This is a genomic window from Nocardiopsis sp. NPDC101807 (assembly GCF_044766605.1).
GTDB classification, from domain to species: domain Bacteria; phylum Actinomycetota; class Actinomycetes; order Streptosporangiales; family Streptosporangiaceae; genus Nocardiopsis; species Nocardiopsis tropica.
On the sequence record NZ_JBIWMK010000003.1, the window covers coordinates 392,499 to 419,029 of the forward strand.

Annotated in this window: 20 protein-coding genes and 1 pseudogene; 7 read left to right on the plus strand and 14 right to left on the minus strand. The window is 76.0% G+C overall.

The window, feature by feature from the left end; all coding sequences use genetic code 11:
• The first annotated feature begins 578 nt into the window (after positions 1 to 578).
• The gene (locus ACIRPH_RS11145; protein WP_402912475.1) at positions 579 to 1,718 is read left to right on the plus strand and encodes an aromatic acid exporter family protein; all 1,140 of its coding nucleotides are present in this window, start codon (positions 579 to 581) and stop codon (positions 1,716 to 1,718) included.
• A gap of 92 nt (positions 1,719 to 1,810) precedes the next feature.
• On the opposite strand, the gene ACIRPH_RS11150 is transcribed toward ACIRPH_RS11145, so the two are convergent.
• The 11 genes and pseudogenes from ACIRPH_RS11150 to ACIRPH_RS11200 form a co-directional block, all read right to left on the minus strand.
• Positions 1,811 to 2,716: a glycosyltransferase family 2 protein gene (locus ACIRPH_RS11150; protein WP_402912478.1), complete on the minus strand. Its 906-nt coding sequence runs from the start codon at positions 2,714 to 2,716 to the stop codon at positions 1,811 to 1,813.
• Complete coding sequence (locus tag ACIRPH_RS11155) at positions 2,713 to 3,588, minus strand: glycosyltransferase family 2 protein (protein WP_402912481.1); 876 nt, start codon at positions 3,586 to 3,588, stop codon at positions 2,713 to 2,715. Before ACIRPH_RS11155 ends, ACIRPH_RS11150 begins: the two co-directional genes overlap by 4 nt.
• Positions 3,589 to 3,594: 6 nt before the next feature.
• The gene (locus ACIRPH_RS11160) at positions 3,595 to 4,605 is read right to left on the minus strand and encodes a UDP-glucuronic acid decarboxylase family protein (protein ID WP_402912484.1); all 1,011 of its coding nucleotides are present in this window, start codon (positions 4,603 to 4,605) and stop codon (positions 3,595 to 3,597) included.
• A 242-nt stretch (positions 4,606 to 4,847) separates the two neighbouring features.
• Positions 4,848 to 5,534 carry an SDR family oxidoreductase gene (locus tag ACIRPH_RS11165; protein WP_402912487.1) on the minus strand — a complete coding sequence of 229 codons (687 nt, stop codon included), beginning with the start codon at positions 5,532 to 5,534 and terminating at the stop codon, positions 4,848 to 4,850.
• Positions 5,535 to 5,614: 80 nt separating this feature from the next.
• Positions 5,615 to 7,003: a PfkB family carbohydrate kinase gene (locus ACIRPH_RS11170; RefSeq protein WP_402912490.1), complete on the minus strand. Its 1,389-nt coding sequence runs from the start codon at positions 7,001 to 7,003 to the stop codon at positions 5,615 to 5,617.
• Positions 7,000 to 7,590: an SIS domain-containing protein gene (locus ACIRPH_RS11175; protein ID WP_402912493.1), complete on the minus strand. Its 591-nt coding sequence runs from the start codon at positions 7,588 to 7,590 to the stop codon at positions 7,000 to 7,002. The genes ACIRPH_RS11170 and ACIRPH_RS11175 overlap by 4 nt, the downstream gene beginning before the upstream one ends.
• Positions 7,590 to 8,850 (minus strand): annotated as a pseudogene (locus tag ACIRPH_RS11180) (glycosyltransferase). The gene ACIRPH_RS11175 and the pseudogene ACIRPH_RS11180 overlap by 1 nt, the downstream one beginning before the upstream one ends.
• On the minus strand, positions 8,847 to 9,887 hold the full coding sequence (locus ACIRPH_RS11185; RefSeq protein WP_402912495.1) for a glycosyltransferase: 1,041 nt from the start codon (positions 9,885 to 9,887) through the stop codon (positions 8,847 to 8,849). The pseudogene ACIRPH_RS11180 and the gene ACIRPH_RS11185 overlap by 4 nt, the downstream one beginning before the upstream one ends.
• On the minus strand, positions 9,887 to 10,909 hold the full coding sequence (locus ACIRPH_RS11190; protein WP_402912498.1) for a glycosyltransferase family 9 protein: 1,023 nt from the start codon (positions 10,907 to 10,909) through the stop codon (positions 9,887 to 9,889). The genes ACIRPH_RS11185 and ACIRPH_RS11190 overlap by 1 nt, the downstream gene beginning before the upstream one ends.
• Positions 10,906 to 12,402 (minus strand): HAD-IIIA family hydrolase, encoded by a 1,497-nt coding sequence (locus ACIRPH_RS11195; protein ID WP_402912501.1) that lies wholly within the window; start codon positions 12,400 to 12,402, stop codon positions 10,906 to 10,908. Before ACIRPH_RS11195 ends, ACIRPH_RS11190 begins: the two co-directional genes overlap by 4 nt.
• Positions 12,399 to 14,054 (minus strand): carbamoyltransferase, encoded by a 1,656-nt coding sequence (locus tag ACIRPH_RS11200; protein ID WP_402912504.1) that lies wholly within the window; start codon positions 14,052 to 14,054, stop codon positions 12,399 to 12,401. Before ACIRPH_RS11200 ends, ACIRPH_RS11195 begins: the two co-directional genes overlap by 4 nt.
• A 349-nt stretch (positions 14,055 to 14,403) precedes the next feature.
• Here ACIRPH_RS11200 and ACIRPH_RS11205 point away from each other — a divergent pair, with 349 nt between their 5' ends.
• The gene (locus ACIRPH_RS11205; RefSeq protein WP_402912506.1) at positions 14,404 to 15,456 is read left to right on the plus strand and encodes a glycosyltransferase family 9 protein; all 1,053 of its coding nucleotides are present in this window, start codon (positions 14,404 to 14,406) and stop codon (positions 15,454 to 15,456) included.
• Here the strand turns inward: ACIRPH_RS11205 and ACIRPH_RS11210 are convergent.
• Complete coding sequence (locus tag ACIRPH_RS11210) at positions 15,441 to 16,040, minus strand: flavodoxin family protein (RefSeq protein WP_402912508.1); 600 nt, start codon at positions 16,038 to 16,040, stop codon at positions 15,441 to 15,443. The genes ACIRPH_RS11205 and ACIRPH_RS11210 overlap by 16 nt on opposite strands.
• 153 nt (positions 16,041 to 16,193) lie before the next feature.
• Positions 16,194 to 17,429, minus strand: a complete 1,236-nt coding sequence (locus ACIRPH_RS11215; protein WP_402912511.1) for a glycosyltransferase — start codon at positions 17,427 to 17,429, stop codon at positions 16,194 to 16,196.
• 688 nt (positions 17,430 to 18,117) lie between these two features.
• Here ACIRPH_RS11215 and ACIRPH_RS11220 point away from each other — a divergent pair.
• From ACIRPH_RS11220 to ACIRPH_RS11240, 5 genes are all read left to right on the plus strand, one after another.
• Positions 18,118 to 20,010 (plus strand): ABC transporter ATP-binding protein, encoded by a 1,893-nt coding sequence (locus tag ACIRPH_RS11220; RefSeq protein WP_402912513.1) that lies wholly within the window; start codon positions 18,118 to 18,120, stop codon positions 20,008 to 20,010.
• The gene (locus ACIRPH_RS11225) at positions 20,007 to 21,854 is read left to right on the plus strand and encodes an ABC transporter ATP-binding protein (RefSeq protein WP_402912515.1); all 1,848 of its coding nucleotides are present in this window, start codon (positions 20,007 to 20,009) and stop codon (positions 21,852 to 21,854) included. The genes ACIRPH_RS11220 and ACIRPH_RS11225 overlap by 4 nt, the downstream gene beginning before the upstream one ends.
• Positions 21,855 to 21,993: 139 nt before the next feature.
• Positions 21,994 to 23,094: a hypothetical protein gene (locus ACIRPH_RS11230; RefSeq protein WP_402912517.1), complete on the plus strand. Its 1,101-nt coding sequence runs from the start codon at positions 21,994 to 21,996 to the stop codon at positions 23,092 to 23,094.
• Positions 23,095 to 23,366: 272 nt separating this feature from the next.
• On the plus strand, positions 23,367 to 23,786 hold the full coding sequence (locus ACIRPH_RS11235) for a CBS domain-containing protein (protein ID WP_402912520.1): 420 nt from the start codon (positions 23,367 to 23,369) through the stop codon (positions 23,784 to 23,786).
• A 322-nt stretch (positions 23,787 to 24,108) separates the two neighbouring features.
• Complete coding sequence (locus tag ACIRPH_RS11240) at positions 24,109 to 25,038, plus strand: alpha/beta hydrolase fold domain-containing protein (protein ID WP_402912523.1); 930 nt, start codon at positions 24,109 to 24,111, stop codon at positions 25,036 to 25,038.
• 318 nt (positions 25,039 to 25,356) lie between these two features.
• Here the strand turns inward: ACIRPH_RS11240 and ACIRPH_RS11245 are convergent, their stop codons facing one another.
• Positions 25,357 to 26,355, minus strand: coding sequence for a MerR family transcriptional regulator (locus ACIRPH_RS11245; protein WP_402912525.1), 999 nt, complete (start codon positions 26,353 to 26,355; stop codon positions 25,357 to 25,359).
• Between the last annotated feature and the right edge of the window lie 176 nt (positions 26,356 to 26,531).

Sequence of the window (26,531 nt, forward strand, 5' to 3'; positions counted from 1 at the left end):
CGCCGCCGTGTCCGGCCCCCCCCCCCCCCCCCCCCCCCCCCCCCCCCGCGCCGCGGGGGGGGGGGGCGCCCCGGGCCGCCCCCCCCCCCCCCCCCCCCCCCCCGCCCCCCGGGCCGAAGGGCCCGGATCCGTGGGAGTTCCGGCCGCCTTCCGGAACACGTCCCGCCGAACCCCTCCTCCCTTACCGCCACCGGTGGACGGGGCACACCCGTTCCGACGACGATGAGGCGTCGCACACGCCCCGGCCGTTTCGGCGGCTCCCTCCGGGGCAGCTACACGCACGATCGCCCCCGGGCGCGCCGGGGCCGGAGGCCGGACGACGCGACCGGTGCGCGCTCCCCCGCCCGCCCTGCCTCCGGAAGAACCGGGAGGCCCCCGTGCCCCGCGGGCCCGGTCCCCGCAGCGCCCGACGCGGCGGCGGCCGTTCCGTACGAACCGAGGGGGAGGATGTGCGAGGAGACTGCCCGAAGCGGCTCGCGGGGAGGCCGCGCACGGAGGCGGGTCCGGGGGATCCAGGGGGGCCGACAGCCTCCGGGACGGACCGGTGCGCACGTGTCCGGGTATGGCTGACCAGGGCCGTGGCCTCGGGGAGCTACGAGCGGCACACCCTGGCCCTGGTCGCGAAGGGCGCCCTCGCCGCCACCCTGGCGTGGGTCGTCGCCCACCACCTCATGGCGGCGACGAGCCCGGCGTTCGCCCCGTTCTCCGCGGTGCTGATGGTGCAGGTGACCGTCTACCAGTCCGTCGTGCAGTCCCTGCGCTTCGTCGGCGCCATCGTCCTGGGGGTCGCCCTCCAGGCCGTGTCCGCGCTGACGGCGGGGCCGGACATCCTCACGTTCGTCCTCGTGGCGCTCGTCGCCCTGGGCGTGGGGCAGTGGCGCGCCCTCGGCCGGCACGGGACCCAGGTCGCCACCGCCGCGTTCTTCGCCTTCGCCACGTACGTGTCCGCCCCGGGAACGGTGGAACGGCTCTCCCAGCTCGGCCAGATCGTGCTGCTGGTCCTCGTGGGGAGCGCGATCGGCGTGGCCGTCAACCTCCTCGTGTTCCCGCCCCTGCGGTTCCGCAGCGCCGAGTCCGCCCTGCAGACCCTGGCCGGCTCCTTGCGCCACCTGTGCGCGGACATGAGCCGGGGCCTGCTGGACGGGCGGACCGACGAGTCCACGACCGCGTGGTGGAGGCAGCGGGCCGACGCGCTCGAACCGGCCGTCCGGCAGGCCCGGCTGGCCGTCGGGACCGCGCGGGAGAGCGTGTACTACAACCCGCGCCGGGCCCTGGGCCGACGGGGGCGCCCGGCGCCCCGGCCGCAGTTCTACGAGCAGCTCGCCGACAGCCTGGAGAGGGCGGTCAGACAGGTCGAGTCCCTGGCGAGGGCCCTGGACCGGTGGCAGAAGGACGATCGCGCCGACCCCCACCGGGAGTTCCTGGTGCGGTGCGGCGAGCTCGTGCAGTCCGTCGCCTCGGCCCTGCTCGTGCTGGAGGGGTCGGACGGTTTGCGCACGCGTGCGCACGCGGAGCGGTTCCACGAGGCGGTCGAGGGCGTCCGGCGGCACGAGTCCGCCCTGGAGGGCGTCTGCGCGGACGGCGGCGACCGGCCCCCGCCGCTGGGGGACCCGACCCGGCCCTACGGGGTGTTCCTCATCGAGACACGGCGCCTGCTCGACGAGTTCGAGCACGTCGACGATCTCCTCGGCGGGACCCTGCCCCGGGGGCCGGGCTGAGGGCACGGTCCGAGGGGGCCGCCCCCGGACGGCCCCCTTCCGCGCAACCCCCGGCGGAGGCGCGCCCGCCTCCGGCCCGCGCCACGGTTGCCTCACCCGACGTAGCGGCGGGCCCGGGAGCGGCTGCGCGGGCCCTGGAGCAGCCGGAGCCCGCTCTCGACCTCGGCGGGCAGCACCTTCCGCTCCCGGGCGACCCATCCCGCTCCCCCCGCCGCCGCCAGGACCGCCCGCAGGGTCGAGACGTCGAACGGGGCAGACCGGAGCACCCACCACGTGTGGAGCAGGGCTCCGCCGGCGGGGCGGCGCAACCACGCCGTCCACAGCGTGTTGCGCAGCCCCAGCCGGCGGCGTGCGGAGGGGTCGCGCACCGGTGAGGCGGCGTGGTGGACGACCATGCCCTCGTCCCAGCACATCCACCACCCGTCCGCGGCCATGTCCAGCGCCAGGAGCTCCTCCTCGCCTCCCAGCCACAACCGCCGTGAGAAGCCCCCGGCCCGCCGGAACGCGGTGGTACGGAAGACCGTGGCGCCGGCGAGGACGCCCAGGAGCGCCGGTCCCGGGAGCCAGGCGGGCGCCGGGACCGGCGAGTCGCGGAGCTCGGCCGTGATGGGGTCCTCCCTCCCCCCGGGTTCGACCAGGATGCGCGCGGTCACCGAGCCCAGCCCCGGGTGCGCGTCCAGAAGGTCCGAGGCGCGCTCCAGCGAGCCCGGCTCCCACCACGTGTCGTCGTCGCAGAACGCCACGTAGGGCGTGTCCAGGGCCTCCACCCCGATGTTGCGCCCCACCCCGCCCAGGTTCACCCGGGCCCGGACGAGCACCGCCCACGGGTGCTCCCGGGCGACGGCGTCCGGGGTCCCGTCGGCGGAGGCGTTGTCGACGACCACGACGGGCGGCCTCGGCTCCAGCTCCTCCAGGCGCCGGAGGGTGTGGAGCAGGGTGTCGCGCCGGTTGTGCGTGATGACCACCACCCCGGTCCGGGGCCTTCCCCCGCCCGTCACGCCCGCTCCAGCAGGGCCAGGTCGCGTTCCACGCGGACCGGCAGCGGTCGCCGCCGCCTCACCGCGGAGGGCAGCCGCGCCACGGCGCCGACCAGCCCCCGGCGGCAGGCGGGGTCGCGCAGCGAACGCGCCGCCAGGCGTGCGGTCCGGGCCAGCACGGTCCCCGGGCTGCGGCGCAGCCAGACGGTCAGCAGCGCGTTGCGCTCCTCCAGGGCCCTGCGCCACACCCCCGGCGGACGGGCCGCCGAGGGGTGGTGGTGGACGAGCACGTCCCGGAGGTGGCACAGCTCCCAGTCGGCCGCCGCCAGGTCCTGGGCCAGCAGCGCCTCCTCCCCTCCGAAGAACAGGAGCGCGTCGAAACCGCCGACCTCCTCGAAGGCGCTGCGCCGGACCACGGCGGCGCAGGCCAGGAAACCCAGGATCCTGGGTCCCGGCAGCGCCTCGGACCACGGGAGCGGGCTCCGCCGCAGGTCGTGGTTGACCGGGTCCGGCCGCTCCTCCTCCCCCACCACCACCGAGGCCGCGACGAGTGCCAGGCGGGGATGGGCGTCGAGCGCATCGGCGGCCCGCTCCAGCGCTCCCGGGGCCCACCAGGAGTCGTCGTCGCAGAAGGCCACATAGGGCGTGTCCGCGTACAGGACGCCCGTGTTGCGGGCGACGCACCCCGTGTTGCGCGGTCTCCTGACGAGCAGGACGTCGGGGAAGGCGGAACCGACGGCCTCGGCCGTGCCGTCGGTGGAGGCGTTGTCCACGACCACCACTGCGGGCCGCGGGTCCAGCTCCTCCAGGCGGCGCAGCGTGCGCCGGAGTTCGTCGACCCGGTTGCGGGTGGCCACCACGACGGTGACCCGCCCCCCTTCGGTGTCGCCCATCGCCGTTCACCTCGCCCGGTCCGTCTCGTTGACGGGCATCACCCGCTCGACCCAGCCCGCCACGCGGACGTCCTGGTCCAGGAAGTAGGCGATGGTGCGTCTGAGCCCCTCGTCCAGCCGCACAAGGGGACGCCACCCCAGCAGGTCGCCGGCCAGCCGGATGTCGGGGCGCCTGTAGTGCGGGTCGTCCTCGGGGCGGTCGACGAAGGTGATCCGGGACCGTGCTCCCGTGAGGTTCAGGACGGCGAGGGCCAGGGACCCGACGGTCAGCTCCTCGTCGCTGCCGATGTTGACGGGCCCCGTGGCGTCGCTCTCGGCGAGGGCGATCAGGCCGCGCACCGTGTCGTCCACGTAGCACAGCGACCTCGTCTGGTGCCCGTCCCCGGCGACGGTCAGCGGGCGCCCCTCCAGCGCCTGGTTCACGAAGGTCGGCACCATGCGCCCGTCGTCGGGGCGCATGCGCGGCCCGTAGCAGTTGAAGATCCGCGCGATGCCCACGTCGGCCCCGTAGGCCCGGTGGTGGGCCATCGTCAGGGACTCGGCGTAGCGCTTGGCCTCGTCGTACACGCTGCGCGGACCCACGGGGTTGACGTTGCCCCAGTAGGTCTCGCGCTGCGGATGCTCCAGCGGATCGCCGTAGACCTCGCTGGTGGAGGCCAGGACCAGTCGTGCTCCGTGCTCCCGCGCCACCGCCAGGGCGTTGCGGGTGCCCAGGCTCCCCACCTCCAGTGTCTCCACCGGCATGCTCAGGTAGTCGGGCGGCGAGGCCGCCGAGGCCAGGTGGAAGACCGTGTCGACGGGTGTGCCGAGGTCGAACGGCTCCGTCAGGTCCGCCTCCGTCAACTCGAACCAGGGATGCCCGGCCAGGTGCTCCACGTTCTCCGCGCGTCCTGTGGCGAAGTTGTCGAGGCACACCACGCGTGTCCCCCTCTCCAGCAACCGGTCGCACAGATGGGAACCGAGGAATCCGGCTCCACCGGTGACCAGGGCCGTCTTTGTCGATACGGGCTCTCGCACTGCTGCCCACCTCCTCGAAGGTTCGGCCCCGCCGTCATGCGCGGCGGGGGCCGGTCACTGCTCCCGGGTCCTGGCGGCCGGTCCGGCGGCGCCCGCCGCACCCGGTCGACGGCGGTACGCCCTCTGGGCGGACGTCCGGCGCGGTCCCGGGAAGGTCCGCGGGGCGCGGTCCGGGGGCTCCCCCGGTCGGCCCGGCGCCGGCGCGGGCCGGCGCGGGACCGGAACGGTCCGCGGGACGCGTCCTAGGGCCACGAGGACTCCTCGGAGGAGCACACGACCATCTCGCGGACCTCGCAGCCGTGTGGCTGGCGGAGCGCGAACAGCACCGTCCGGGCCACGTCCTCCGGGGCGTTGAGCTTGGCGTCCGGCCCCGGCTTGTACTGGTCGGGGCGGTCGTCGAAAAAGGACGTGCTCATGCCTCCGGGCACCAGGAGGGTCACCCCCACCTGTCCGGCGAGCTCGGCGGCCAGCGCCCTCGTGAAGCCCACGACCCCGAACTTGGAGGCGCAGTAGGCGGTGGCGTCGCTGAGGGCGCGCAACCCCAGCGTGGAGGCGCAGTTGACCACCGTCCCCCGGGAGGCGCGCAGGTGCGGCAGGGCCGCCCTGGTCACGGAGGCGGTGCCGATCAGGTTGACCTGGACGACGCGTTCCCAGTCCTCGGCCGACACGTCGAGGAGGGTGCCGCAGGCGTCGGTCCCGGCCGCGTTGACCAGTGCGTCGATGCTGCCGTGCTGGACGGCGACGCGGTGGACGGCGCGTTCGACGCCCTCGCGGTCGGCCAGGTCGACCTGCTCGAAGGGCAGGTCGTTGCCGGGGTGCTGCCTGTCGAGGACGATCGGCCGGCCGCCCTCGGCGGCCACGGCCTCGGCCGTCGCGGCTCCCAGGCCGGACGCTCCTCCGGTGATGAGGGTGTTTCCCAGTGGACGCATCTCCTGATCCCTTTCCTTCCTCGTGGGTGTTCCGTCCTCGCCCTGCCGGGCCGTGGCGCGGTCCGTCGCGGCGGGCCGCGTCAGCGGACGGCGGCGCCGTCGCGGCCGCCTCCGCGTATACGGGTGATCAGCTCCGTCGTGGAGTGCCCCGGCACGAGCGGGACCGTGACCACCTCCCCGCCGAGCCCCCTCACCAGGGGTGTCTCCGGCAGGTCCTCCACCTCGTAGTCCCCTCCTTTGACCCAGGTGTCGGGCCGCAGCCGCTCCAGGGCCCGCAGCGGGGTGCTCTCGGAGAACACGACCACCTCGTCCACGCAGTCGAGCGCCGACAGGACCCTGGCGCGGTCGCGCTCACCGACGACCGGCCGCCCCGCGCCCTTGAGGCGCCGCACGGAGGAGTCGCTGTTGAGCAGGACGACGAGCCGGTCCCCGAGTGCGCGGGCCCGGTGCAGAAGGTCGACGTGGCCCGCGTGCAGGACGTCGAAGCAGCCGCCGGTGGCCACGACGCCCCCGCCGCCGCGGTGCGCGCTCCCCGGTCCGGGGGCGGTCTGCCCCCGCAGCGGCGCCCCCTGACCTCCGGCGGGCACCGCGCAGGAGGAGGCCCCGCCCCCGGCGACGAAGGCCGACGCGGCCAGGACGGCCTCCCGTACCGCGTCCCCGGTACCGGCCCCGGCGGCGAGGGCGGCGGCGCACGCGGCGGCGAAGGCGTCCCCGGCTCCGCAGGTGTCGGACGGCTCGCGCACCGGCGCGCCGGGTACGAGGGCGCCGGGCCCGTCGCCCCCGGCCCAGGCCGCTCCGTGCTCCCCCAGGGTGACCGCGACGGCACGCGCCCCCCACCTCCGGGCCAGTTCCCCGGCCCTGCGCAGCGCGTCCCCTCCCGTGGTCTCGGAGGCCCCCGCCTCGGCCGCGTTGGGCGTGACCAGGTGCGCCCCCGCCAGCGGCTCGGCCCCGCGCGGGTGCGGGTCCCACACCAGCGGGACGCGCTCCGCGCACGCGGCCAGGGCCGCGCGCACCGCGCCCTGGCGGGTGAACCCGTGGCCGTAGTCCGCCACCAGCACCGCGGAGGCCCCCTCCAGCGCCCGTGCCACCGTCCGGGCGGACGCGGCCTCCTCCACGCCGTCGCAGCCCTCGTCGATCCTGGCCACGGTGCGGCCGTCGGCCCGGACCCGCGTCTTGGTGGGCGTGCGCCCCATCAGCGGCAGCCCGAGCAGGGTGACGCCGTCGCCCAGGAGCGCGGCCAGGTCGCCGGCGGCGGCGTCGCGGCCCACCGGTGTCAGCAGGACGGCGTCGCGGCCGTGGTCGCGGACCCGCGTCGCGGCCAGGGCGGCGCCGCCCGGGCGGTGCCAGGCGGCGACCCCCTCCAGCACCGGCGCGGGCGCGTCGGGGCAGTCGCGTCCGGAGGAGCCCCTCAGGTCGACGTCCAGGAGGGCGTCCCCGACCACGACCACGGGCCCGGTGGCGGGGCTCACGTGGCCGCCCTCCCCTCCGGGACGAACACGGTGTGCCCGGCCACGCGGAACTCCGCGTCCACGGACGCGCAGAACACGTGGACCAGCGCCAGGTGCACCTCCTGCACGGTCGAGGTGCTCGGCGCGGGCACCGCCACCGTCTCGTCGCTGAGCGCCTCCAGGGCGCTGGGCCCGGGGCCGGTCAGCGACCAGGGGACGACGCCGAGCTCCCGCGCCGCCTTGGCGGCGGCGACGACGTTCTCGCTGTCGCCGCTGGTGGAGAGGCAGACCAGGAGGTCTCCCGGACGGGCGTGCGCGCGCAGCTGGCGGGCGTAGACCTGCCGGTAGCCGTAGTCGTTGGCGATCGCGGTGACGCTGGAGGTCTCCGCGTGCAGGGCGATGGCCGACAGCGGGGCCCGCTCGTCCTCGAAGCGCCCCGTCAGCTCGGCGGTCAGGTGCTGCGCCTCCGCCGCGCTGCCGCCGTTGCCGCAGGCGAACAGGCGCTGCCCGTCGCGCAGCGCGCGGGCCGCCCGGCGCCCCCACGCCTCGACGCGGGCCGCGTCCGTGCGGTCCAGGACCGCGCTCAACTGCCTCAGGTGCGTGTGCATCACTTCTCGCCTCCCAGTGCCGTGGTCCCGACCGGTGCGGTGTCGGCCGCCCTCGGCGCCGGCACCGCCGTCCGCCTCCGTGCGACGGCCCCCAGGTAGCACTCCTCGGTGCGCCGGGCGACCTCCTGCCACGAGTACCGTTCGCGGGCCCGCTCGGCGGCGGCCTCCGCGAGGGCCGCCCTGGCCGCGTCGTCCGACAGCACCCACCGCACCGCGGCGGCCAGCCTCCCGGGGGACCTCGGAGGCACCAGGAGCCCCGTCCGGCCGTGGTCGACCGTGTCCGTGTGCCCGCCCACACGGGAGGCGACCACCGGGACGCCGCAGGACATCGCCTCGACGGTGGAGATCCCGAAGGGCTCGTACCAGGGCACGTTGACGGCGACGTCGGCCGACCTGAGCAGCGCGGGAACCTCCTCCCGGGGGACGCACCCCAGGAAGCGGACGCGGTCGGCGACGCCCATCCGCTCGGCGACCATGCGCAACCGGACGGCCTCGGGCTGGGTCCACAGCCGTTCGGCGTCCGCGCCGCCCGCGATCACCAGTTCGGCGCCGGGGACCTCGGCCAGGGCGCGGACCACCGTCTCGACGCCCTTGCGCTGGACCAGGCGCCCCAGGCTCAGCAGCCGCGGCCCGTCACCGCGCGGCGCGCCCGGCCCCCCGGGGGGTGAAGCGCTCCGTGTCGACCCCGCAGGGGACGACCTCCACGCGCTCCGGCCGGACCCCCCACCCGCCGAGCTCCTCCCGCTCGTCGGTGGAGGTGGCCACGACCAGGTCGCACCGGTGGGCCACCGCGCGCTCGGTCGGTATCCGCTCCCCGGGGCTGGTGTCGGCCGCGCCCTGGTGGCGGCGCTTGACGGTGCCCAGGGCGTGGAACGTCTCCAGGACGGGGACGCCGAGGCCGTGGGCGGCCCGCAGCGCGGCGAACCCGCTCATCCAGAAGTGGGCGTGCACGACGTCGGGCCGGTCGGTCCGCCAACGCGCCCGGAGGTTCCGGGCGAACTCGGGCATGTACCGGGGCAGCTCGTCCTTGCTGATCGGGCCGGCCGGCCCCGCGCGCAGGTGCGTCACGTACACCCCCGGGCCCAGCGGGACGGTGTCCGGGAGCCCGCCGTCGGTGCGGCGCGTGTGGACGACGACCTCGTGACCGCGTGCGGCGAGCGCCGTGGCGAGCTCGGCCACGTGCACGTTCTGGCCCCCGGCGTCCTCTCCGCTGATCGCCGCCAGCGGGCTGGCGTGTTCCGAGACCATGGCGATCCTCATGACGTCACCTCCTGTAGCACGCGTTCCCAGTCGTCGAGGAACCGTGTGAGCCCGTAGCGGTCCAGAGCGGCCCCGCGGGCCGCCGCACCGGTGCGGGCGGCCAGGGCGCGGTCCCCGTTGAACGCGCGCAGGGCCTCCGCGAGCACTCCGGTGTCGGTCGAGACGACCCCCGCCCCGGGCGGCACCGCCTCGTACGCCTCGGTGGTGCCGAGGGCCACCACGGGGAGGCCGAGCATCATGGCCTCGATGAGGGAGAGCCCCAGCGAGGTCCACCGCAGCGGGTGCGCGTAGGCGCGGCGCCGCGCGAGCTGACCGTGCATGGCGGACTGGGGCAGGTCCTCGTGGGCCCGGAGCCGCGACTCCGGGAGCCCCAGGCGTTCGGGCACGTCCGCCACGCCCATGCCGTACAGGTCCAGGGGCGCGGCCTCCGCGATCCTCGGTAGCAGGTCGGTCCCGGTGAAGCGCCAGCGGCGCAGGGGCTCGTTGAGCACCACCCCCGCCCGCGGGACCTCGCCGGTGTAGCGGTGGCCCGGGTCCGGGACCCCGTGCTCGACCACCCTGGTGGGTGCGCGGCCGCAGTCCCAGAACAGGTCGTTGAAGCGGGTGACGTGCACGACCGGGATGTCGTCGCGGTCCGCGAGCGGGTGCCGGCTGACCGGCACGTCGTCGCGCGGGGTGTTGTGCTCGACGTAGACGGCGGGCAGCCCCCTGCCGATGGGGCGTCCCAGCAGCCGCGCCGCGAGCTCGACCTCGTGGGGTCGCTGGAGCACGACCAGGTCCGGTTCGGAGCCCCGGACCTCGCCCCAGGGCAGTTCCACGGCGTTGGAGGGCCAGTCCCACGTGCGGGCCCGCCCGCGCCCGTCGGGGCCCCGGTCGGGCGTCACGGGAAGCAGGCAGGTGTGGCCCCCGCGCAGGAAGGCCGTCGTCCACGACCCGTGGACGTGCCACATCAGCACGCGGAGCGTCCTCTGCGGGACGCGGACCCCCTCGTCCGCCCCGGCCGGGGCGCGACGGGAGAGGTGCTCGTCTACGGTCATCACCCTTCTCCTTCCGCGAGCAGGTCCTCCACGGCGGCCAGGACCTCGTCGGCCGTGACCGAGGTCAGACAGGGGTGCCCGGGCACGGGGCACACGCGGGCCCGCGTCCCCGCGCAGGCCTCCCCCTGGTCCCCCAGGACGCGGACCCGCGGGCCGTGCGGCGCCCAGGCCGAGGCGGGGACGACCGGGGAGAAGAGCGAGACGACGGGCGTGCCCACCGCGGCGGCGAGGTGGGCGGGGCCCGTGTTGCCCGCGACCAGGACGGAGGCGCGGTCGAGCACGTCGGCCAGTTCCGCCACGGTGGTGCGGCCGGCCAGGCTCAGGCCGCCGGGGCCCGCGACCTCCTCCGCCCGCCCGGCCTCCCCCGCGCCGCCCGTGACCAGGACCCGGTGGCCGTGCCCGGCCAGGGCCGCGACGGTCTTGGCGGCCAGCGCGGACGGTATCTCCCGTGAGGGCGCGTCCGCTCCGACGTGCACCACCGCGTAGCCGTCCGGCCCCGTCAGGCGGCGCGTGTCGGGCAGCGGCCGCCGCACCGCGAGGAGTCCGCGGTCCTCCGGGGACGGGGGGAACCCCGCCGCCCGGGCCAGGGAGAGCATCCTCTGCGCCTCGGGTCCGCCGTGGCCGACGCGGTGGCGGACGTCGAGCAGGCTGCCCGGGTAGTCCTCGCTCGTCGCGCAGACACGGGGGACCCCCGCCATCCGCAGCAGGAGCGCCAGCGGCAGCGGCGACTGGTGGAAGGACGTCAGGACGACGGCCTCGGCCACGTCGAGGTCGGCGATCCGCCGGACCAGGCGGGCGACGTCCTCCGCGTCGACCGGCGGCGGGTCGGCGGCGATCCAGGGCGCGCACCAGGTCAGGACGCGGTCCACGCCGGGAAGCAGCGCGGCCGTGTCGGCGCCGCGCGGACCGGCGAGGTAGACGACCTCGCGGCCCCCTCGCGCGACGGCACGCACGGCCGGCCCCGACAGCAGGACGTCGCCCATGCTGTCCAGGCGTGCCACGAGCACGCTCCGGCCGCTCACCGGTGTGCCCCCGCCAGGAGTCGGAGGACGGCCGACTCCAGGTCGGGGGCGGTCTCCGCGGCGGCCTCCGTCTCGTCCTCCCGCGTCTTCGCGGTGGGGACGAGGATGCCGCGCGCCCCCGCGGCCGACGCCGCGTCGGTGTCGGCGCCGATGTCGCCGACCAGGGAGCACTGGCAGGGGAGGACGCCCAGCTCGGCGGCGGCCGAGAGGACCATGCCGGGTTCGGGCTTGCGGCAGCGGCAGCCGTCGTCCTCGCCGTGCGGGCACACCCTCCACAGGTCGAACGGTCCCAGCAGTTCGTCCACGCGCCGGTTGACCGCCTCCACCTGCTCGGCGGAGAGCAGCCCCCGGGCGACGCCGGACTGGTTGCTGACCACGCCGACGGCGAGCCCGGCCCGGCGGGCGAGGGCGACGGCGCGGGCGGCGGTGGGCATGGGCCGCACCTTGTCGGGGTCCCCGTTGTAGGGGACGTCCTCGACCAGCGTCCCGTCCCGGTCGAACAGGACGGCACGGACCGCCGGTCCCGGCCCCGCGCCGGCGTGGCGGACCTCGCCGGTGAGGCGGTGCCAGCAGGCCAGCGGCGGCACCAGCGCGCTCGTCAGGGCCATGTCGGCGATCTCCTCCGCCGTCCACGGGCCGGGGGCCAGGCGGCGCAGGGCGAACAGGGCGGTGCGGGTCGTCCAGGCCGCTCCGAGCACGCCCGCGGCGGCACGGCGACCGGTCAGCCAGGACAGGACCGCGGCGAGGAGCACGCCCGTGGTCACCGCGTGGGCGCGCAGTCCTCCGGGGTGCTCACCGGTCCGGCGCCGCCAGCCCGGGCCGTGGACGCGGCGCATCAGGGCGTTGTCGGCGTTGCCGCGCTGGGCGATGAGGCTGAGCCTGCGCTCCCCCTCCCGCAGGGGGTGGACGCACTCCCGGTCGCCGCCGACCAGGGCGAACCCGGCGTCGATCATCCGCAGGGCCAGATCCGTGTCCTCCCTGTAGGCGCGCGGGAAACGCGTGTCGAACCCGCCGACCGCCTCCAGGGCGCTCCTGCGGTAGGCCATGTCCGCCGTGATCCAGCGGGCGTCCTCCAGGGCGACGGTGGCGCGCTCCGCGTCCGTGGGCGCCCGTCCCTCCGGCCTCGGCACGGTGATCCGGCCCTGGCTCCCGGCGACCTCCGCGGGAAGTGCGGCCAGATCGGAGCGCAGCCGGGCCGGCCAGTCGGCGGGCGGCGCGACGTCGTCGTCCAGGAAGGCGATCCACTCGCTGCGGCAGGAGTGCCACCCGGCCTGCCGGGCCGCCGCGGGACCGCCGCCGCCCGTGCGCAGGACGCGCACGCGGGCGTGGTCGGCTCCCGGGAGCGGGCCGTCGGACCCCGGTCCCCGGTCGTCGGCCACGACGATGTCCTCCGGCGCCGCCTCCGGCGGCGCGTCGAGGAGGACCTCCAGCACCCGGGCGAGGCTGGGGCGGCCCACCGTGGGGATGACGACCGCGTACCCGGGGCCGCTCACCGCTGACCCGCCCGGGCGTGGCGGCGCACCAGGAAGGGACCGATCGCGAGGATGTCCACCGGCGCCGACCCGAAGCACTCCAAGGCGTCGCGCGGCGAGTCGACCATGGGCCGCCCCGCCGTGTTGAGGCTCGTGTTGACCAGGACGGGGAGGCCGCTGCGCTCCTCGAAGCGGTCCAGCAGCCGCGCGGTGAGCGGGTCGTCCCCGGGCGAGACCGTCTGGACCCTGGCTGTGCCGTCCACGTGGACCACCGCCGGCAGGCGCTCGCGCCAGGAGGGCTCCACCTCGTGGACGAAGAGCATGTAGGGGCTCGGCAGGGGGCCTCCGGAGAAGATCTCCCCCGCCCTGTGCTCGGCCACCATGGGCGCCACGGGCCGGAACTGCTCGCGCCCCTTGACGTTGTTGAGCCGTTCGAGGTTGCCGGCGTTGAGCGGGTTGGCGAGCAGGGACCGGTGGCCCAGGGCCCGCGGGCCGTACTCCGACCCTCCCTGGAACCAGGCGACCAGGGCGTCGGCGTCCAGTTCCGCGGCGACGGCGTCGGCGAGGTCGGCGGGGCGCTCGAACTCGACGTCGGCCTCGTCGAGCAGGGCCCGCAGCTCCTCCTCGTCCCAGGAGCGGCCCAGTTCGGCCCCGGGCATGGGCTCGACCGCCTCGCCCTCCAGCGAGGCCAGGTGCATCGCCCCGCCCAGGGCGGTGCCCGCGTCCCCGGCGGCGGGCTGGACCCACACGCTGTCGAAGGGCCCTTCGGCGGCGATGCGGCTGTTGGCGACACAGTTGAGCGCGACGCCCCCGGCCATGGTCAGGTGCCTCTTCCCCGTCCGCAGGTGCAGCCAGCCGAGGACGCCGAGCAGCGCCTCCTCCATGGCGGCCTGGACGCTCGCGGCCAGGTCCGCGTGCTCCCGGGTGGGTCGCTCGCCCTTCCGGCAGGGCTCGGTGAGGGACTTCCAGTCCACGCCCGACGCCCGGACCAGCCCCTCCCCCTCGTAGCCGATGCGTTCGCGCACGCGGTCGAGCATGGTCGGCGAACCGTAGGAGGCCAGGGCCATGACCTTGTACTCGTCACTGGAGCGGTGGAACCCCAGGTGCTCGGTGAGTTCCTCGTAGACCAGTCCGAGGGACTCCGGCAGGGGCTGGCGCGCCAGGACCTCCAGGCGCCCGTCCGTGTAGGCGCCGGCCAGGTGCGAGGTCGCCTCGCCCCGGCCGTCCGCCACGAACACCGCGCAGTCCCCGCCCCCCGCCCCGGGCGGGGCGGCGAGCCCGGCGGAGGCGGCGTGGGCCACGTGGTGGGGGACGTACACCACCTTCGCCGGGTCCAGGCCGGGCAGCTCCGAGGCCAGGAAGTGGGGCGCGCGTTCGACGTAGAACAGCCGCAGCTGCTCCCAGGCCACGTCCTGGCCCGGCCCGGAGGGGTCGGCCAGGGCCGGGTCGTAGGAGTAGGAGACCGCGTCCAGGTCGGCGGGGCGCAGGCCCGCCCGCTCCAGGCACCACCGCATCGACGCCGACGGCAGCTCCCAGGCGGAGAAGGGGACGGCCTCCTTGCCGTGCTTGCGCCGTGAGAACCTCTCCTCCTCCGCGGCGGCGACGGTCCGCCCGTCCACGACGAGCGCGGCGGCCGGGTCGTGGAACACGGCGTTGACCCCGAGAATGCGCATGCGACCGCTCCCTCCGAGACTGGGGTGTGATGGCGAACGCACCCTTCCGACTACCGAAGGCGGTCACCGGTAAACATGGCCCCGGAGCGGTTCCGCGCCCGGTCGGCTCCGCAACCGCGCGGGCACAGCGCCTCCGGTCCGCCATGTTTGTTCTCGCGCCGACGGGTTAGTGGCGGTGCAGGTCGGACGGCACGGGTGCGCGGACGTGAGGAGGCGGGGCCGTGGTGGGACCCATGGGCGGGAGGGTCGACGGGCAGCCCCGCGGGGGCGTCTGCGGGCGGGCCCCGCGCGTGGAGCGGGGACCCGCTCCCGGCCGGCGCCGCGCGCTCCCCCGTCCGGGCGGCCCCCGGTGAACGGGCCCCCGCCCGGGCGGGAGAAGGCGGACGGGCGCGGCCCCGTGCTGCTGGCGCTGAGGGCGCTCGGCCTGGGCGACTTCGCCACCGCCGTGCCCGCGCTCCGCGCGCTGGAGCGGACCGCCCCCTCCTGGCGCCGTGTTCTGGCCGGCCCGCCGTGGTACCGCGACCTGCTCGACCTGGCCGGGCTGTCATGGGAGGTCCTGCCGACGCGGCCTCTGGCCGTGCCCGACCGGGGCTCCGCGTCCCCGCCGGACCTGGCGGTGAACCTGCACGGGCGCGGCCCCGAGAGCACGACCGCCCTGGCCGCCCTCTCACCGCGTGTGTTGTGGGCCTTCGGGCGCCGCACGGCAGCCGGCCGGGAAGGCCCCGCCTGGCCGTCCGGCGTCCACGACGCGGAGGTCTGGTGCCGTCTCCTGCGGGAGCACGGGACGGCCGCCGACCCCACCGATCTGCGGTGGCCCCGCCCCGTGCCGACGGTGTGCCGACCGGACACGGTGATCGTGCACCCGGGGGCGGCGGCGCCGTCCCGCCGCTGGCCCGTGGACCGTTTCGCGCGGGTCGCCCGGCGCCTGGCCGGCTCCGGACGGCGGGTGGTGGTGACGGGTTCGCGGCAGGAGCGCTCCCGCGCGGAGGCGGTGGCGGCGGAGGCGGGGCTCGGCCCCGGGTCGGTCCTGGCCGGCCGCACCGGTCTCGTCGGGCTGGCGCGGCTGGTGGCCGGGGCCGGGCTGCTCGTGTGCGGGGACACGGGCGTCGGGCACCTGGCGACCGCCTACGCGACCCCGTCGGTCCGCCTCTTCGGTCCGGTCTCCCCGGAGCTGTGGGGGCCGCTCGTCGACCGGGACTCCCACCGCTGCCTGTGGGCGGGGCGCCGCGGGGACCCCCACTCCGAGCACCTCGACCCGGGCCTGGAGTCCATCGGTGTGGAGGAGGTGCTGGCCGCCTGCGCCGCCGTGCTCGGCGTCCCCGCGCCGTCCCCCGTGCCCGGGGAGGGGCCGGGCCCGTGGCGCACGGTGCCGCCCCCCGGTCCGCGTCAGGGCGCGGGGTAGGGGTTCTCGCTCAGGATCCGTGCCAGGTGGGCCGCGTTGCGGGCCAGGGTGGCCGTCGTGGAGGCGACCGCCTCCGGGGTCTGCTCCAGGTCCTTGTAGTCCTTGGGGTTCATGGCCTCGTTGTTCCAGTAGGTGCCGCCCTGGGCCGGGATGGTGAAACCCGTGTCCCCCAGGGCCTGGAACAGGTCCGCGGTGATCTTGTGCGCGCCGTCCTCGTTGCCGACGACCGCCGTCACGGCGACCTTGCCGAACATGGACGGCCGCCCCTGCTCGTCGGTCTCGCCCAGTTCGGCGTCGAGCCGCTCCAGGACCCGCTGGGCGACGCTGGACATGTGGCCGACCCACGTCGGCGTCGACACCACGAGGATGTCCGCGGCCAGGATGCGCCGCCGGATGTCCGGCCAGGCGTCGCCCGGCCCCATGTCGGTCTCCACGCCGGGGCGGACGTCGTGGTCCACGACCCTGACGAGGTCCCCGGCGACGCCGTGGTCGGCCAGGGCGTCGAGAACCTGCCGCGCCATCAGTTCGCTGCTCGACGGGGCGGGCGACGGTTTGAGGCTGCACACGAGAGCCAATGCGTTCATGGGGACCATGCTGGGCGAGTCCCGGGGCCGGCACACGCAGGCGCGCGGGGCGGATCCGCCCCGGGTGGGGCCCGGCGGTCCGCTCGTCCCGGGACTCCGGGGGATCCGCGCCGCCGGGGCGGATCCCCCGGGACCGGAGCCGCGCCCCCGCCGTCAGCGCCCCCCGGACAGGGCCCTGTCGACCGCCCGGGCCACCTGCTCGGCAGCCCTCTCCGGGCGGTGGGAGGAGTCCCAGAGTCCGTGGGCGCGGTCGGCCATGGCACGGGCGGCGGCACGGTCGGAGAGCAGCCGCACGCACTCGTCGGCCATCGCCTCCGTGGTGTCGGCGATCCCGCAGTGCTCGCCGGCCCGGACCTCCAGCCCCTCCGCTCCCACGGTGGTGGAGACCACCGGCACCCGGTGCGCGAAGGCCTCCAGGATCTTGATGCGCGTGCCACCGGCCACGCGCAGGGGCGCGACCACCAGATCCGCCTGGCGGAGGCAGGGCGCCATGCTGGGGACGGTGCCCGTGACCTCGACCCCCGGGGACCGGCCGAGTTCGTCGATGCGCGGCGAGGACTGGCCGGCGAGCAGCACGCGCAGGTCCGGGAACCTCTCACGGACCAGGGGCGCGATCCCCTCCACCAGCCATGCGGCCGCGTCGGCGTTGGGACCGTAGGACAGGACCCCCTGGAAGAGGAGGGTGGGCCTCCCCGTGTCCCTCTCCTGCGCCGTTTGCGCCCCGCCGTCCGCACCGTCCCCGAAGGGAGGTGTGTACGTGTTGGGGACCACGAGCGAGTTCGGGAAGCCGGAGCGCAGGAGGTCGCCCCGTCCCGAGTAGACGAGCACGTCCGCGCCCCGCGCCGCCTGGCGGTGGATACGCCGCCAGCGCGCGATGACCCGGTGCGTGTCCAGTCTGCGGACCGGGGTGAGCTCCATGCCCCGGTCCGCCTTGCCGATGGAGAGCCAGCGGGCCAGCAGCACGTCCCTCAGGTCGTCCACGTCGATGACGGAGGGCGCGGAGACCAGGCCGCGGGTCATCAGCCAGACGTGTTCGCGCATGTACCAGACGAGGTCGTACCGGGTACCCGCCAACCAGCCGGGCGCCTTCTCCAGGACGGCCTTGCGCGTCTTGCCGATCTGCGCGGCGAGGGTGCCCCTGAGGAACTCGGCGACCCGGCGCGCCGGCGACCTCTCCTCGTCCATCGGGGAGAACTCCTGCGGCACGGTGAGCACGCGGTCGAAGACGGAGTCCGCGGGCGGGTCCTCGTGCTTCCCGTCGAGCGGCAGCACCAGCAGGTCGACGGTGCCGAGCCCGGCGAGGGCTCCGGCGATCACCTTGGTCCGCATGGCCCCGCCGAAGGGGTCCCAGGGTCTGATCCCGCTCACCAACAGAATCCGCAACGCCATCCGCCCTCCGCTCCTCCTCCGGCCACCGCCCATCCTCCCCCCGCCCGGGCACGATCCGTCGGCAGCGGGGGCGGGCCGGCCGGCGCGGTTGGCCGGCCGGGGGCGGAGCGTGCGGGGCCCCGGTCACGCGACGACCACGGGGAACACGGCGCCCGCCCCACCCCTGGTGTCCGGCCGCCGGTCCCCGGCCCCGCGGCCGGACGCCCTGCCCCTGGCCGGATGTGGCCAGGGTTTCTTCTGTTCACCCTGGGATGGAAGCGCTCCCACGTCAAGCGGGCCCGGCCGGTCCGCACGGGCCCCGACCACGGTCCTCCACCGGAGCCGGACCCCGGACACACGGTGAGCCGTGGCCTACGATCTGGAGCCGTCGGCCGGAAGAGACCTGCCGCGCGCCCCGCAGATCCGACGGGCAGGAGCACGCCATCCCGACCAGGCCCCCGCACCCGTCGACCCGACGCGGCGCCCCCTCCCGCGGGCACGGCTTCGCCGCCTTCCGCCCGGCCCCGGACCGACCGGATTCCCCCTCGCCGTCCCGTCGCCCCCGCACGTCCACGCGCGCCGTCCCGCGGATCCGACCACGCCCGTGCCGCATGCCGACCTGGAGCCGCCCATGAGCAGTGGGAACCGAGAGCACGCACCCCCCTCCCGCACGTCCTCACGGGCCGGAACCCGGGACCGGCGTCCGGGCGTGGAACGCTGGTGGGAGGAGGCCGTCCTGGCCCGCGTCCGCGTCATCCGGGCGATCCCCTCGACCGGCCCGGCCCTGGCCTCGGCACTGCTCCTGGTCAACGTGGTCCTGGGCCTGCTGCCCGTCGCGTTCGTCGTGGCCACCTCGGTCGTGATCGGCCAGGTGCCCGCGGCGGTGGCGGCGGGGGTGGGGTCGCAGGCATGGTCCTCGCTCGTGCGGACCTTCCTGGCCGCCGCCGCGCTCTTCGCCCTCCAGACCCTCCTCACCCCCGTGCAGCAGATGCTGGGCGAGCTGATGACCCGGCGGATGGACGGCCTCCTGCAGCAGCGCCTCATCCGGGCGTCGCTGCGGAGTACCGGCATCGGTCCGCTGGAGGACCCGGCCGTGCTCGACTCCCTGGACGAGGTGAACCGCTGGTTCGAGGCCCGGGCGCACACCCCGGGCAGCGCTTGCGCCGGGATGCTGGCGCTCGTGGCCCGCTACGTGCGCCTCGTCGCCCTGGCCGTCCTCCTGGGGGTCGTGGCCTCCTGGGCGACGGCGGCGGCGCTCCTGCTGGCGGTGCTGGTCTTCCGGACGGGCCAGCGCGGCGGCCTGAGGGTGCTGTCCCGGGTGTACGACACCGGGGTGGGCGCGGTGCTGCGCCGCGCGAACCACCTGCGCGGTGTGGCCATGGGCGCCCGCGACGCCAAGGAGCTCCGGGTGTTCGGGCTCACCTCCTGGTTCGCCGACCGCTACGTCGACGAGCACACGAGGGCGCACGACCGCGTGTCCCGGGCCAGGCGCCGGGTGTTCCTCGTCCCGTACCTGGGCTACACCGCCCTGGGACTGCTCGCGGTCTGCTCCGTCCTGGCCCTGCTCGCCTCCGGCGCCGCGCAGGGAACCGTCTCGCTCACCGGGCTCGCGCTGGCGCTGCAGGCGACCGCCGCGATGGTGACGTGCGGCGCCGACTACCCGGAGGCCGACCTCCAGACGTCCCTGGGCATGCGGGCCTGGCAGTCCCTGGCCACCCTGGAGGAGCGCATGTCGCGGGCCGGGGGGCAGGCGCCGCCCCCGGAGGCCGCGGACGCCGGGGAGGAACCCGCCACCGGCCCCGCGCCGGCGTCGGTGGAGCTGAGATCCGTGCGCTTCTCCTACCCCGGCGCGGGAGGGCCGGTCCTCGACGGCCTGGACCTGTCCCTGGCCCCCGGCCGGTGCACCGCCGTCGTCGGCGTCAACGGGGCCGGCAAGACCACGCTGGTCAAACTGCTCACACGGCTCCACGAGCCCGACGCGGGCGACATCGTGGTGGACGGACGCGATGTCCGCCGGATGCCGGTCGCACTGTGGCGGCGGCAGGTGAGCGTCGTGTTCCAGGACTTCGTGCGCTACGAGTTCTCCGCCGCGGACAACATCGCCTGCGGGGCGGTCCACCTCCCGGTCGACCGGGAGGGGGTGCGCGACGCCGCGCGGCGCGCGGGCGTCCTCGACGCCCTGGAGGCCCTGCCGCGCGGGATCGACACCGTGCTCTCCCGCCGGTACGAGGGCGGGGCGGAGCTCTCCGGCGGGCAGTGGCAGCGCGTCGCCATCGCCCGGTCCCTCTACGCCCTCGACGCCGGCGCGAGGCTGCTGGTCCTGGACGAGCCGACCTCGGCCCTGGACGTGCGCGCGGAGGCGGCCTTCTTCGACTCCTTCGTCGCGTTGACCGCGGGGGTCACCTCGGTCCTGATCAGCCACCGGTTCTCCAGTGTCCGCCGGGCGGACGGGATCGTCGTGGTGGAGGGCGGGCGCGTGGTCGAACAGGGCACGCACGAGGAGCTCATGGCCCTGGGGGGCCGCTACGCGCGCATGTTCCGGATCCAGGCCGAGCGGTTCGACCTCGCCGACCGCGGTGAGGGAGGGGGCGGGACCCGATGAGGGACACCTTCCGGGCCGTGTGGGAGCTCACCCGGCTCTCGTGGTCCGCCGACCGGGCGCGGTTGCTGGGAGCGGCGGCGCTGATGCTCGCCGCCGCGGTGGCCCAGCCCCTCACTGCGCTCGCCCTGGGGACGCTCACCGACGCCGCCGTGGCCGGCGAGGCGGTCCGGGCCGGGTGGACGGGCGCCCTGGCGGGCCTGCTGACGATCGTCGCGTTCGTCGGCGCCCACTTCGCCCACGTCCTGTACCTGGAGCTGGGCGACAAGGCCTTCCTGCGGCTGGACAGGGAGCTGATCGGCCTGTCGAACGGCTCCGAGGGGCTGGAGCACCACGAACGCCCGGAGTACGCCGACCGGATCACGGTCCTGCGCCAGGAGCTGAGCAGGGTCTCCACCAGCGGGATGACCGCGCTGATGTCGGGCCTGAGCCTCATGTGCGGCCTGGTGATCACCGTCGTGCTCCTGGTCGAGCTCACCCCCTGGCTCCTGCTGCTCCCCCTGGCGGCCGTGCCGCCCCTGCTGACCGGCCGGTACGCCGAGTCGCTGATGGGCGGGCGCCGGCGCCGGGCCGCGCCGCACACCCGGAGCGCACAACACGTGCTGGAGCTGACCGGGGACGCCGCGACGGCCAAGGAACTCCGTGTCCTGGGCATGCGCGACTTCGTCCGGGACAGGCACGCCGAGCACTGGCGGGCCGCCACCCGGCTGCTGTGGGGCGGGGAGGTCAGGGCCGTCCTCGTACGCATCGCCGGCCAGCTGGTCTTCGCCTCGGCCTACCTCGCCGGCACGCTGCTGGTCGTGCGGGAGGCCGTCGCCGCGGAGCGCACCGTGGGCGACGTCGTCCTGGCCGTCGTGCTCGCGGCCCAGGTCAGCCAACAGGTGTCCGGGGTGGTCGCGCTCCTCCAGGAGCTGCACCGGCTCTCCCGGACGCTGGCGGACCTGCGCTGGGTCAGAGCCCTGATCGGCCGCCGGGAGCACCGGGGCGGGCAGCCGCCGGCCGAGGTGCCTGCCCGGTTGTCCGGCGGCATCCGCTTCCGGGGGGTCGCCTTCCGGTACCCGGGCCTGAAGGGTGCGGTCCTGGACGGCGTGGACCTGTGGATACCCGCAGGGTCCGTGGTGGCCGTCGTCGGCGAGAACGGGGCCGGGAAGTCCACCCTGGTCAAGCTGCTGAGCCGGTTCTACCTCCCCACCGGGGGGACGATCGAGATCGACGGCACCGACCTGCGCCGCCTGCCGGCGGAGCGGTGGCGCGCGAGGATCACGGCGGGATTCCAGGACTTCTCCCGCTTCGAGCTGACCGCCGGGGAGACCGTCGGCGTCGGGGACCTGCCGCGCCTGGCGGACGCGGAGGCGGTCGGAGGCGCCCTGCGGCGGGCCGGGGCCGAGGCGGTGGTCGGTGACCTGCCCTCCGGATTGGACACTCCCCTGGGGCACAGCCTGCCCGGCGGGGTGCAGCTGTCGGGCGGGCAGTGGCAGAAGCTCGCGCTGGGCCGGACGATGATGCGGGAGGAGCCGCTGCTGCTGATGCTCGACGAACCGACCGCGGCACTGGACGCCCGGGCGGAGCACCAGCTCTTCAAGGGCTACGCGCGGACCGCGAGGGCGAAGGGGCTGCGGACCGGGGCCGTCACCCTCCTGGTCAGCCACCGCTTCTCGACCGTGCGCACGGCCGACCTGATCCTCGTCCTGGCGGACGGGCGGATCGCGGAGTCCGGGAGCCACGACGACCTGATGGCGAGGAGGGGGCTGTACTCGGAGCTGTACCGGCTGCAGGCCGAGCAGTACCGCCAGGACCCGTCCCCCGGGACGCCGGGGCCCGGCGGGTTCCGGCGGCCGGGGCGGTGACCGCGTCCTCCCCGCGCCGGCGCCGGCGCCCCGCCGTACTGGGTGTACCGCGCGGCAGCGGACCACCGTGATGTGCCACGACCACACCGTCGTCCCCGGGCCCGGGGACGTGCTTCCTTCCACCCATCGGAGGCCCTCGATGTCCGGCATCCACCTCTCCTGCGCGATCATGGCGCACCCGAAACGCTCCCGGGCGGCCCACCGCCTGGCGGCCTCCCTCCCGGAGCTCTCCCCCCGGGTCGTCCTCGACCCGGAACCGGACGGACCGCCGGCGACCCTGCGGACGGCACGCGCCGCCTGGGCGGCGGTACCGCCGGAGGCCACCCACCACCTGGTGCTCCAGGACGACGCCGTACCGGTGACCGGTACGGCGGACACCCTGGCCCGGGTCCTGTCCGCCCACCCGGACCTTCCCGTCGCCCTGTTCTGCGAGTGGGGGTCGGGGACGGGGTCGATGGCGCGGTGGGCGTCGATGGGCGGGTTCGGCCTCGCTGAATGCGTCGACGCCTTCGTGCCCACCGTCGGCCTGGCACTGCCCGCGGCGACGGCCTCCGCCCTGGTCAGGACGATCGACTCCCACGATCCGGCCGAACACGACGACGAGGTGGTCGCCCGGTTCCTGGAGGACGAGGGGCGGAGCGCGTTCGTCACGGTGCCCAACCTGGTCCAGCACGACGGCGACACGAGCCTGGTGGGCAACGACCACGCGATGGGCGCCCGGCGGTCCGCCCTGCTCGCGCGCCCCGGGGAGGCCGTGGCCGGGGGCGTCCTGCACGCGCCCGGGCTGGTGCCGTTCGTGAGCTGGCGCCGTGCCCGCGCCGCGGCGATCCGCTGGGACACCGCGGCGCACCGCTACGAGAGCCACATGGCCCTGATGCGGGAGGAGCTGCGGCAGGCGGGGGTCGGGCACGCGGACCTGTGCGGGGCGCTGGACCGGTGGGCGGACTCCCCCACGGGCCGCACGCTGGAGGGGGCGCTGGGCTACGGCCTGCTCCACGAACTGTGGACGGTGGCCGCGGCCCTCGCCGTGTTCGCGCCGTTCCCCCTCGGGGCTCCGGCGTCCCCTCCGTCCCCGGACGTGACGAGGGCGCTGGCGTCCCTCGGCCCGGGAGGGCTGCGCACCGTCACCCCCGACGCGGCCCAGGACCCTGGGACGGTCGAGGCCCTCGGAGCGCTGGCGGCCGCGGGCTTCGCCTTCGGAGCACGGGCGGCCGTCGGCGCCTCGGCCTCCCGTTCCTGAGCGCGGAGGCGCCCGGCTCCCCGGGACGCGCCGGCCCCGACGGGCCGGAGGCCGCCTCCGCCCACGGGTCCGGTGCATCCCCGCCCCTGGGGAGAGGCCGACCGTCGAACCGGCCCCCACCTGCGGTCCCGCACCCGGTAGCGCCCGGCCCGCGCCCTCCCGGGCGTCGGGGCCGCACCCGTGACACGAGAGGAGGGGGGCCGGGAACGTTTAGGCGTCGGGAAGTCGGCTAGGGCCCTGTGCGAGGCCGGCAAACGTGAGAGGAGCTGACCATGGCGGACAGTATCGCCGCAGTGATGAGCGAGACCGTTCACACGGTCGCACCGGAGACGACCCTGCGCCAGGCCGCCAGGATCATGCGGGACGAGGACGTGGGCGACGTCGTGGTGACCGACTCCGGGAGGATCCGCGGGGTGCTCACCGACCGGGACATCGTGGTGCGCTGCGTGGCCGACGAGGGGGACCCGGACAGGGTCACGGTCGGCCAGGTCTGCAGCGCCGAGGTCGTGACCGTTCCGCGGCAGAGCAGCCTGCGGGACGCCGTCCACGCCATGCGCACCTCCAGCGTGCGCCGCCTGCCCGTCGTCGACGGGCCGGAAGTCGTGGGCATCGTGACCATGGGCGACCTGGCCCGGGCGATCGACGAGGACTCCGCGCTGGCTGAGGTGAGCTCGGCCCCGCCCAACCGCTGACCGGACCATCACAGGAGAGAAGCCCCGCCCGGGTTGGGGAGCCCGGGCGGGGCTCGTCCGTGCCCGGCGGCCCGTCGGGGGTCTCCCGTGCCGCCGGCGGCGGGCTGCTCCGGACGGCGGGGCGGACCGGGGTCCGCACTCGCAGCGGCCGTACCGCCCGGAGCGGTTCGGGGCGCCCGTCCCCAGGTATGACAGGATCACCGCGTCCCACCCCGCTGCCGCGTGCGCCACGGACACCGCCGTCCCCCGCGTGCCCGGTCCGGCCGCTCCGCGGTCCGCGGAACACGCCGGGGACGCACCGACCCGAGAACCCGGAGACGGCATGACCCTCGACCCCTACCTCGCCGGCAGGCTGCACCACCTCGAAGGCCTCGGCGACCGCGCCATGGCGCGGTCGGACCCCGAGGCGGCGCGGTGTTTCGCCGAGTACCACCGCGACCCCGCCGAGTGGCGGATGCCCGACGTCTCGGTCGAGGACCGGACCGTCCCGGGCCCCCACGGGGAGGTCCCCGTACGGATCTACCGGCCCCGAGAGCAGAGCGGCCGCGCGCTGCTCTGGCTGCACGGCGGCGGGTTCATGGCCGGGGACCTGGACATGCCGGAGTCGCACACCGTCGGCTCGGAGCTGGCCGCCCGCGCCCGTGCCCTGGTCGTCTCCGTCGGCTACCGCCTCGCCGTGAACGGCGTCCGCTACCCGGTCCCCGTCGACGACGCGTACGCGGCGTGGACGTGGCTCGCCGGGACGGGCTGGGCGGAGGCCGGCGCCGTCTCCCTCGGAGGGGCGAGCGCGGGTTCCGCGCTCGCCCTGTCCACGGCGCTGCGGCTGCGCGACCGGGGCCTCCCCCTCCCCCGCTCGGTGCTGCTGGCCTACCCCTTCGTGCACTTCCCGACCCCGGCGCTGGACGCGGACGGCGCGGCCCGGATGGAGGTCCTGCCGCCGGTCCTGCGGTTCACCCCCGAGTCGATCGAGGCCATGGTGCGCAACTACGTGGGCCGCGTGGGCGGGCTCCCGGCCGACGCGATGCCCGGGGCCGCGGACCTGACCGGACTTCCGGCGACCAGCATCCTGCTGTCCGAGTACGACGACCTGCGGCCCTCCGGCGAACTGCTCGCCCGGCAGCTGGAGGAGTCGGGGGTCGCGCACAGGACCTACCTCGCGGCGGGAATGCCGCACGGGCACCTCAACCGCGGCCCCTCGCTGGGAGAGGTCGACCGCTCGCTCGCCTTCTTCGCCGACGCCCTCACGGACTGACCCCGTGCCGCGGGTTCCGGCGCTCCCCGCAACGCCCCGGATCTCGGGGAGTTGCGGGGAGTGCGGATTCTGGGGGAAGGCCGGGTCCTTCGAGACGCCGACCCGGGAGGACGGCAGCGGGGCTGCCCGGGCGGCCGGGACGAGCCCCACACCGCGGTCGACCGGGCGCGGAAGACCGGTGCGCGCGGCCGTGGAGACGGGCACGAACGGGCACCGGGACCGTTCCGCGTCCGGGGCCCACCTCTCCTCGACGGTGCTTGCGCCGTCGCCCCGCGGGGCGACCGGGCGCTGCGGCCCGGGTGCGGGCGTCCTCGCCGGTCAGTCCCCGGGGGCCGACGCGCGCAGGGCGGCTATGATCCAGGGCCAGGGCACCGGGTCCTCCTCCCCTCCGGGCGGTCCCCCGTTGATCACCGCCACCAGGCTCATGTACCTGCCGTGCGTGCTGTCGAACCAGGGGTCCTCCAGCGGCTCCTCCTCTTCCAGCCTGATGAGTTCGGCGAAGTACGAGGCCATCCCGTTCCGGGACGCTGCGGTGACCTGACCGCCGCCGAGCGCGGAGGCGGCGTCGGCCAGGCGGACGACCGCCTCCTGGGCGCGGGGGGAGTCCGCGGGCTCCCCGGAACGGTGGACGGCGATAATGTCCTCCATGATCGGCACCCCCGTCTCGTACATGAACTCCTGCACCGGTGAGGCGGCGAAGAGCTTCCCCGGCTCGGTCGTGTAGGTGGCCTGGAGGTAGTCGTGGACCGCTGAGCGGAACTCCCGGCCGCTGACCAGGTCGGCCAGCTCGATCCAGGCTTCGAGCTGGGCGGCGGAGGGGTCCTCCGGCAGTTGCGGCCGCAGCTGCCGCAACCGCTCGACGAACACCGGGGGCACGTCCAGGCCCGCGCCGACCTCGTTCCAGAAGTCGTCGACGAGCCGTTCGCGCTCCTCGTCGGACATCGAGACGAGTTTGTGCAGGAGCGCCGCCTGGGCGGCGGTCCCCTCCTGCCGGACCAGGGTCCTCAGAACGGCCCGCTTCGCACGCAGGCCGCGCTCCTGGCGTTCGACGAGCCCCAGGTGGGCGGTGAGGAGGTCGTGCAGGGTCTTCTCGCCGTCGAGCACCCGGCGGATGTCCTCCAGGCCGGCGTCCAGCTCGCGCAGGGTCCGGACGAGCTCCAGCCGGGCGATGGCGTGGACGTCGTAGAGCCGGTAGCCGGCCCCGGTCAGGCGTGTGGGGGCGATGACCCCGGCGTCGGAGTAGAACCGGACGGCGCTCACGCTCAGGCCGGCCCGGCGCGCGGCGTCCCCGATCGGGTACAGGTCGTTGTCGTGCATACCGCCACTATCGGGTCTCGAGCGGCTTGAGACTCAACCGCCGTGGAGCACGGATCCGCCGCGCTGTCGGCTCCTCCCCGGGGCGGGGTGGTTCCGCGCGGACCCGAACGGCCGGCCCACCACCGCCTCCGTCCCCTCGGCCCGGTCGCCCTCGCGGCTTCGGGGTCGCTCGCGCG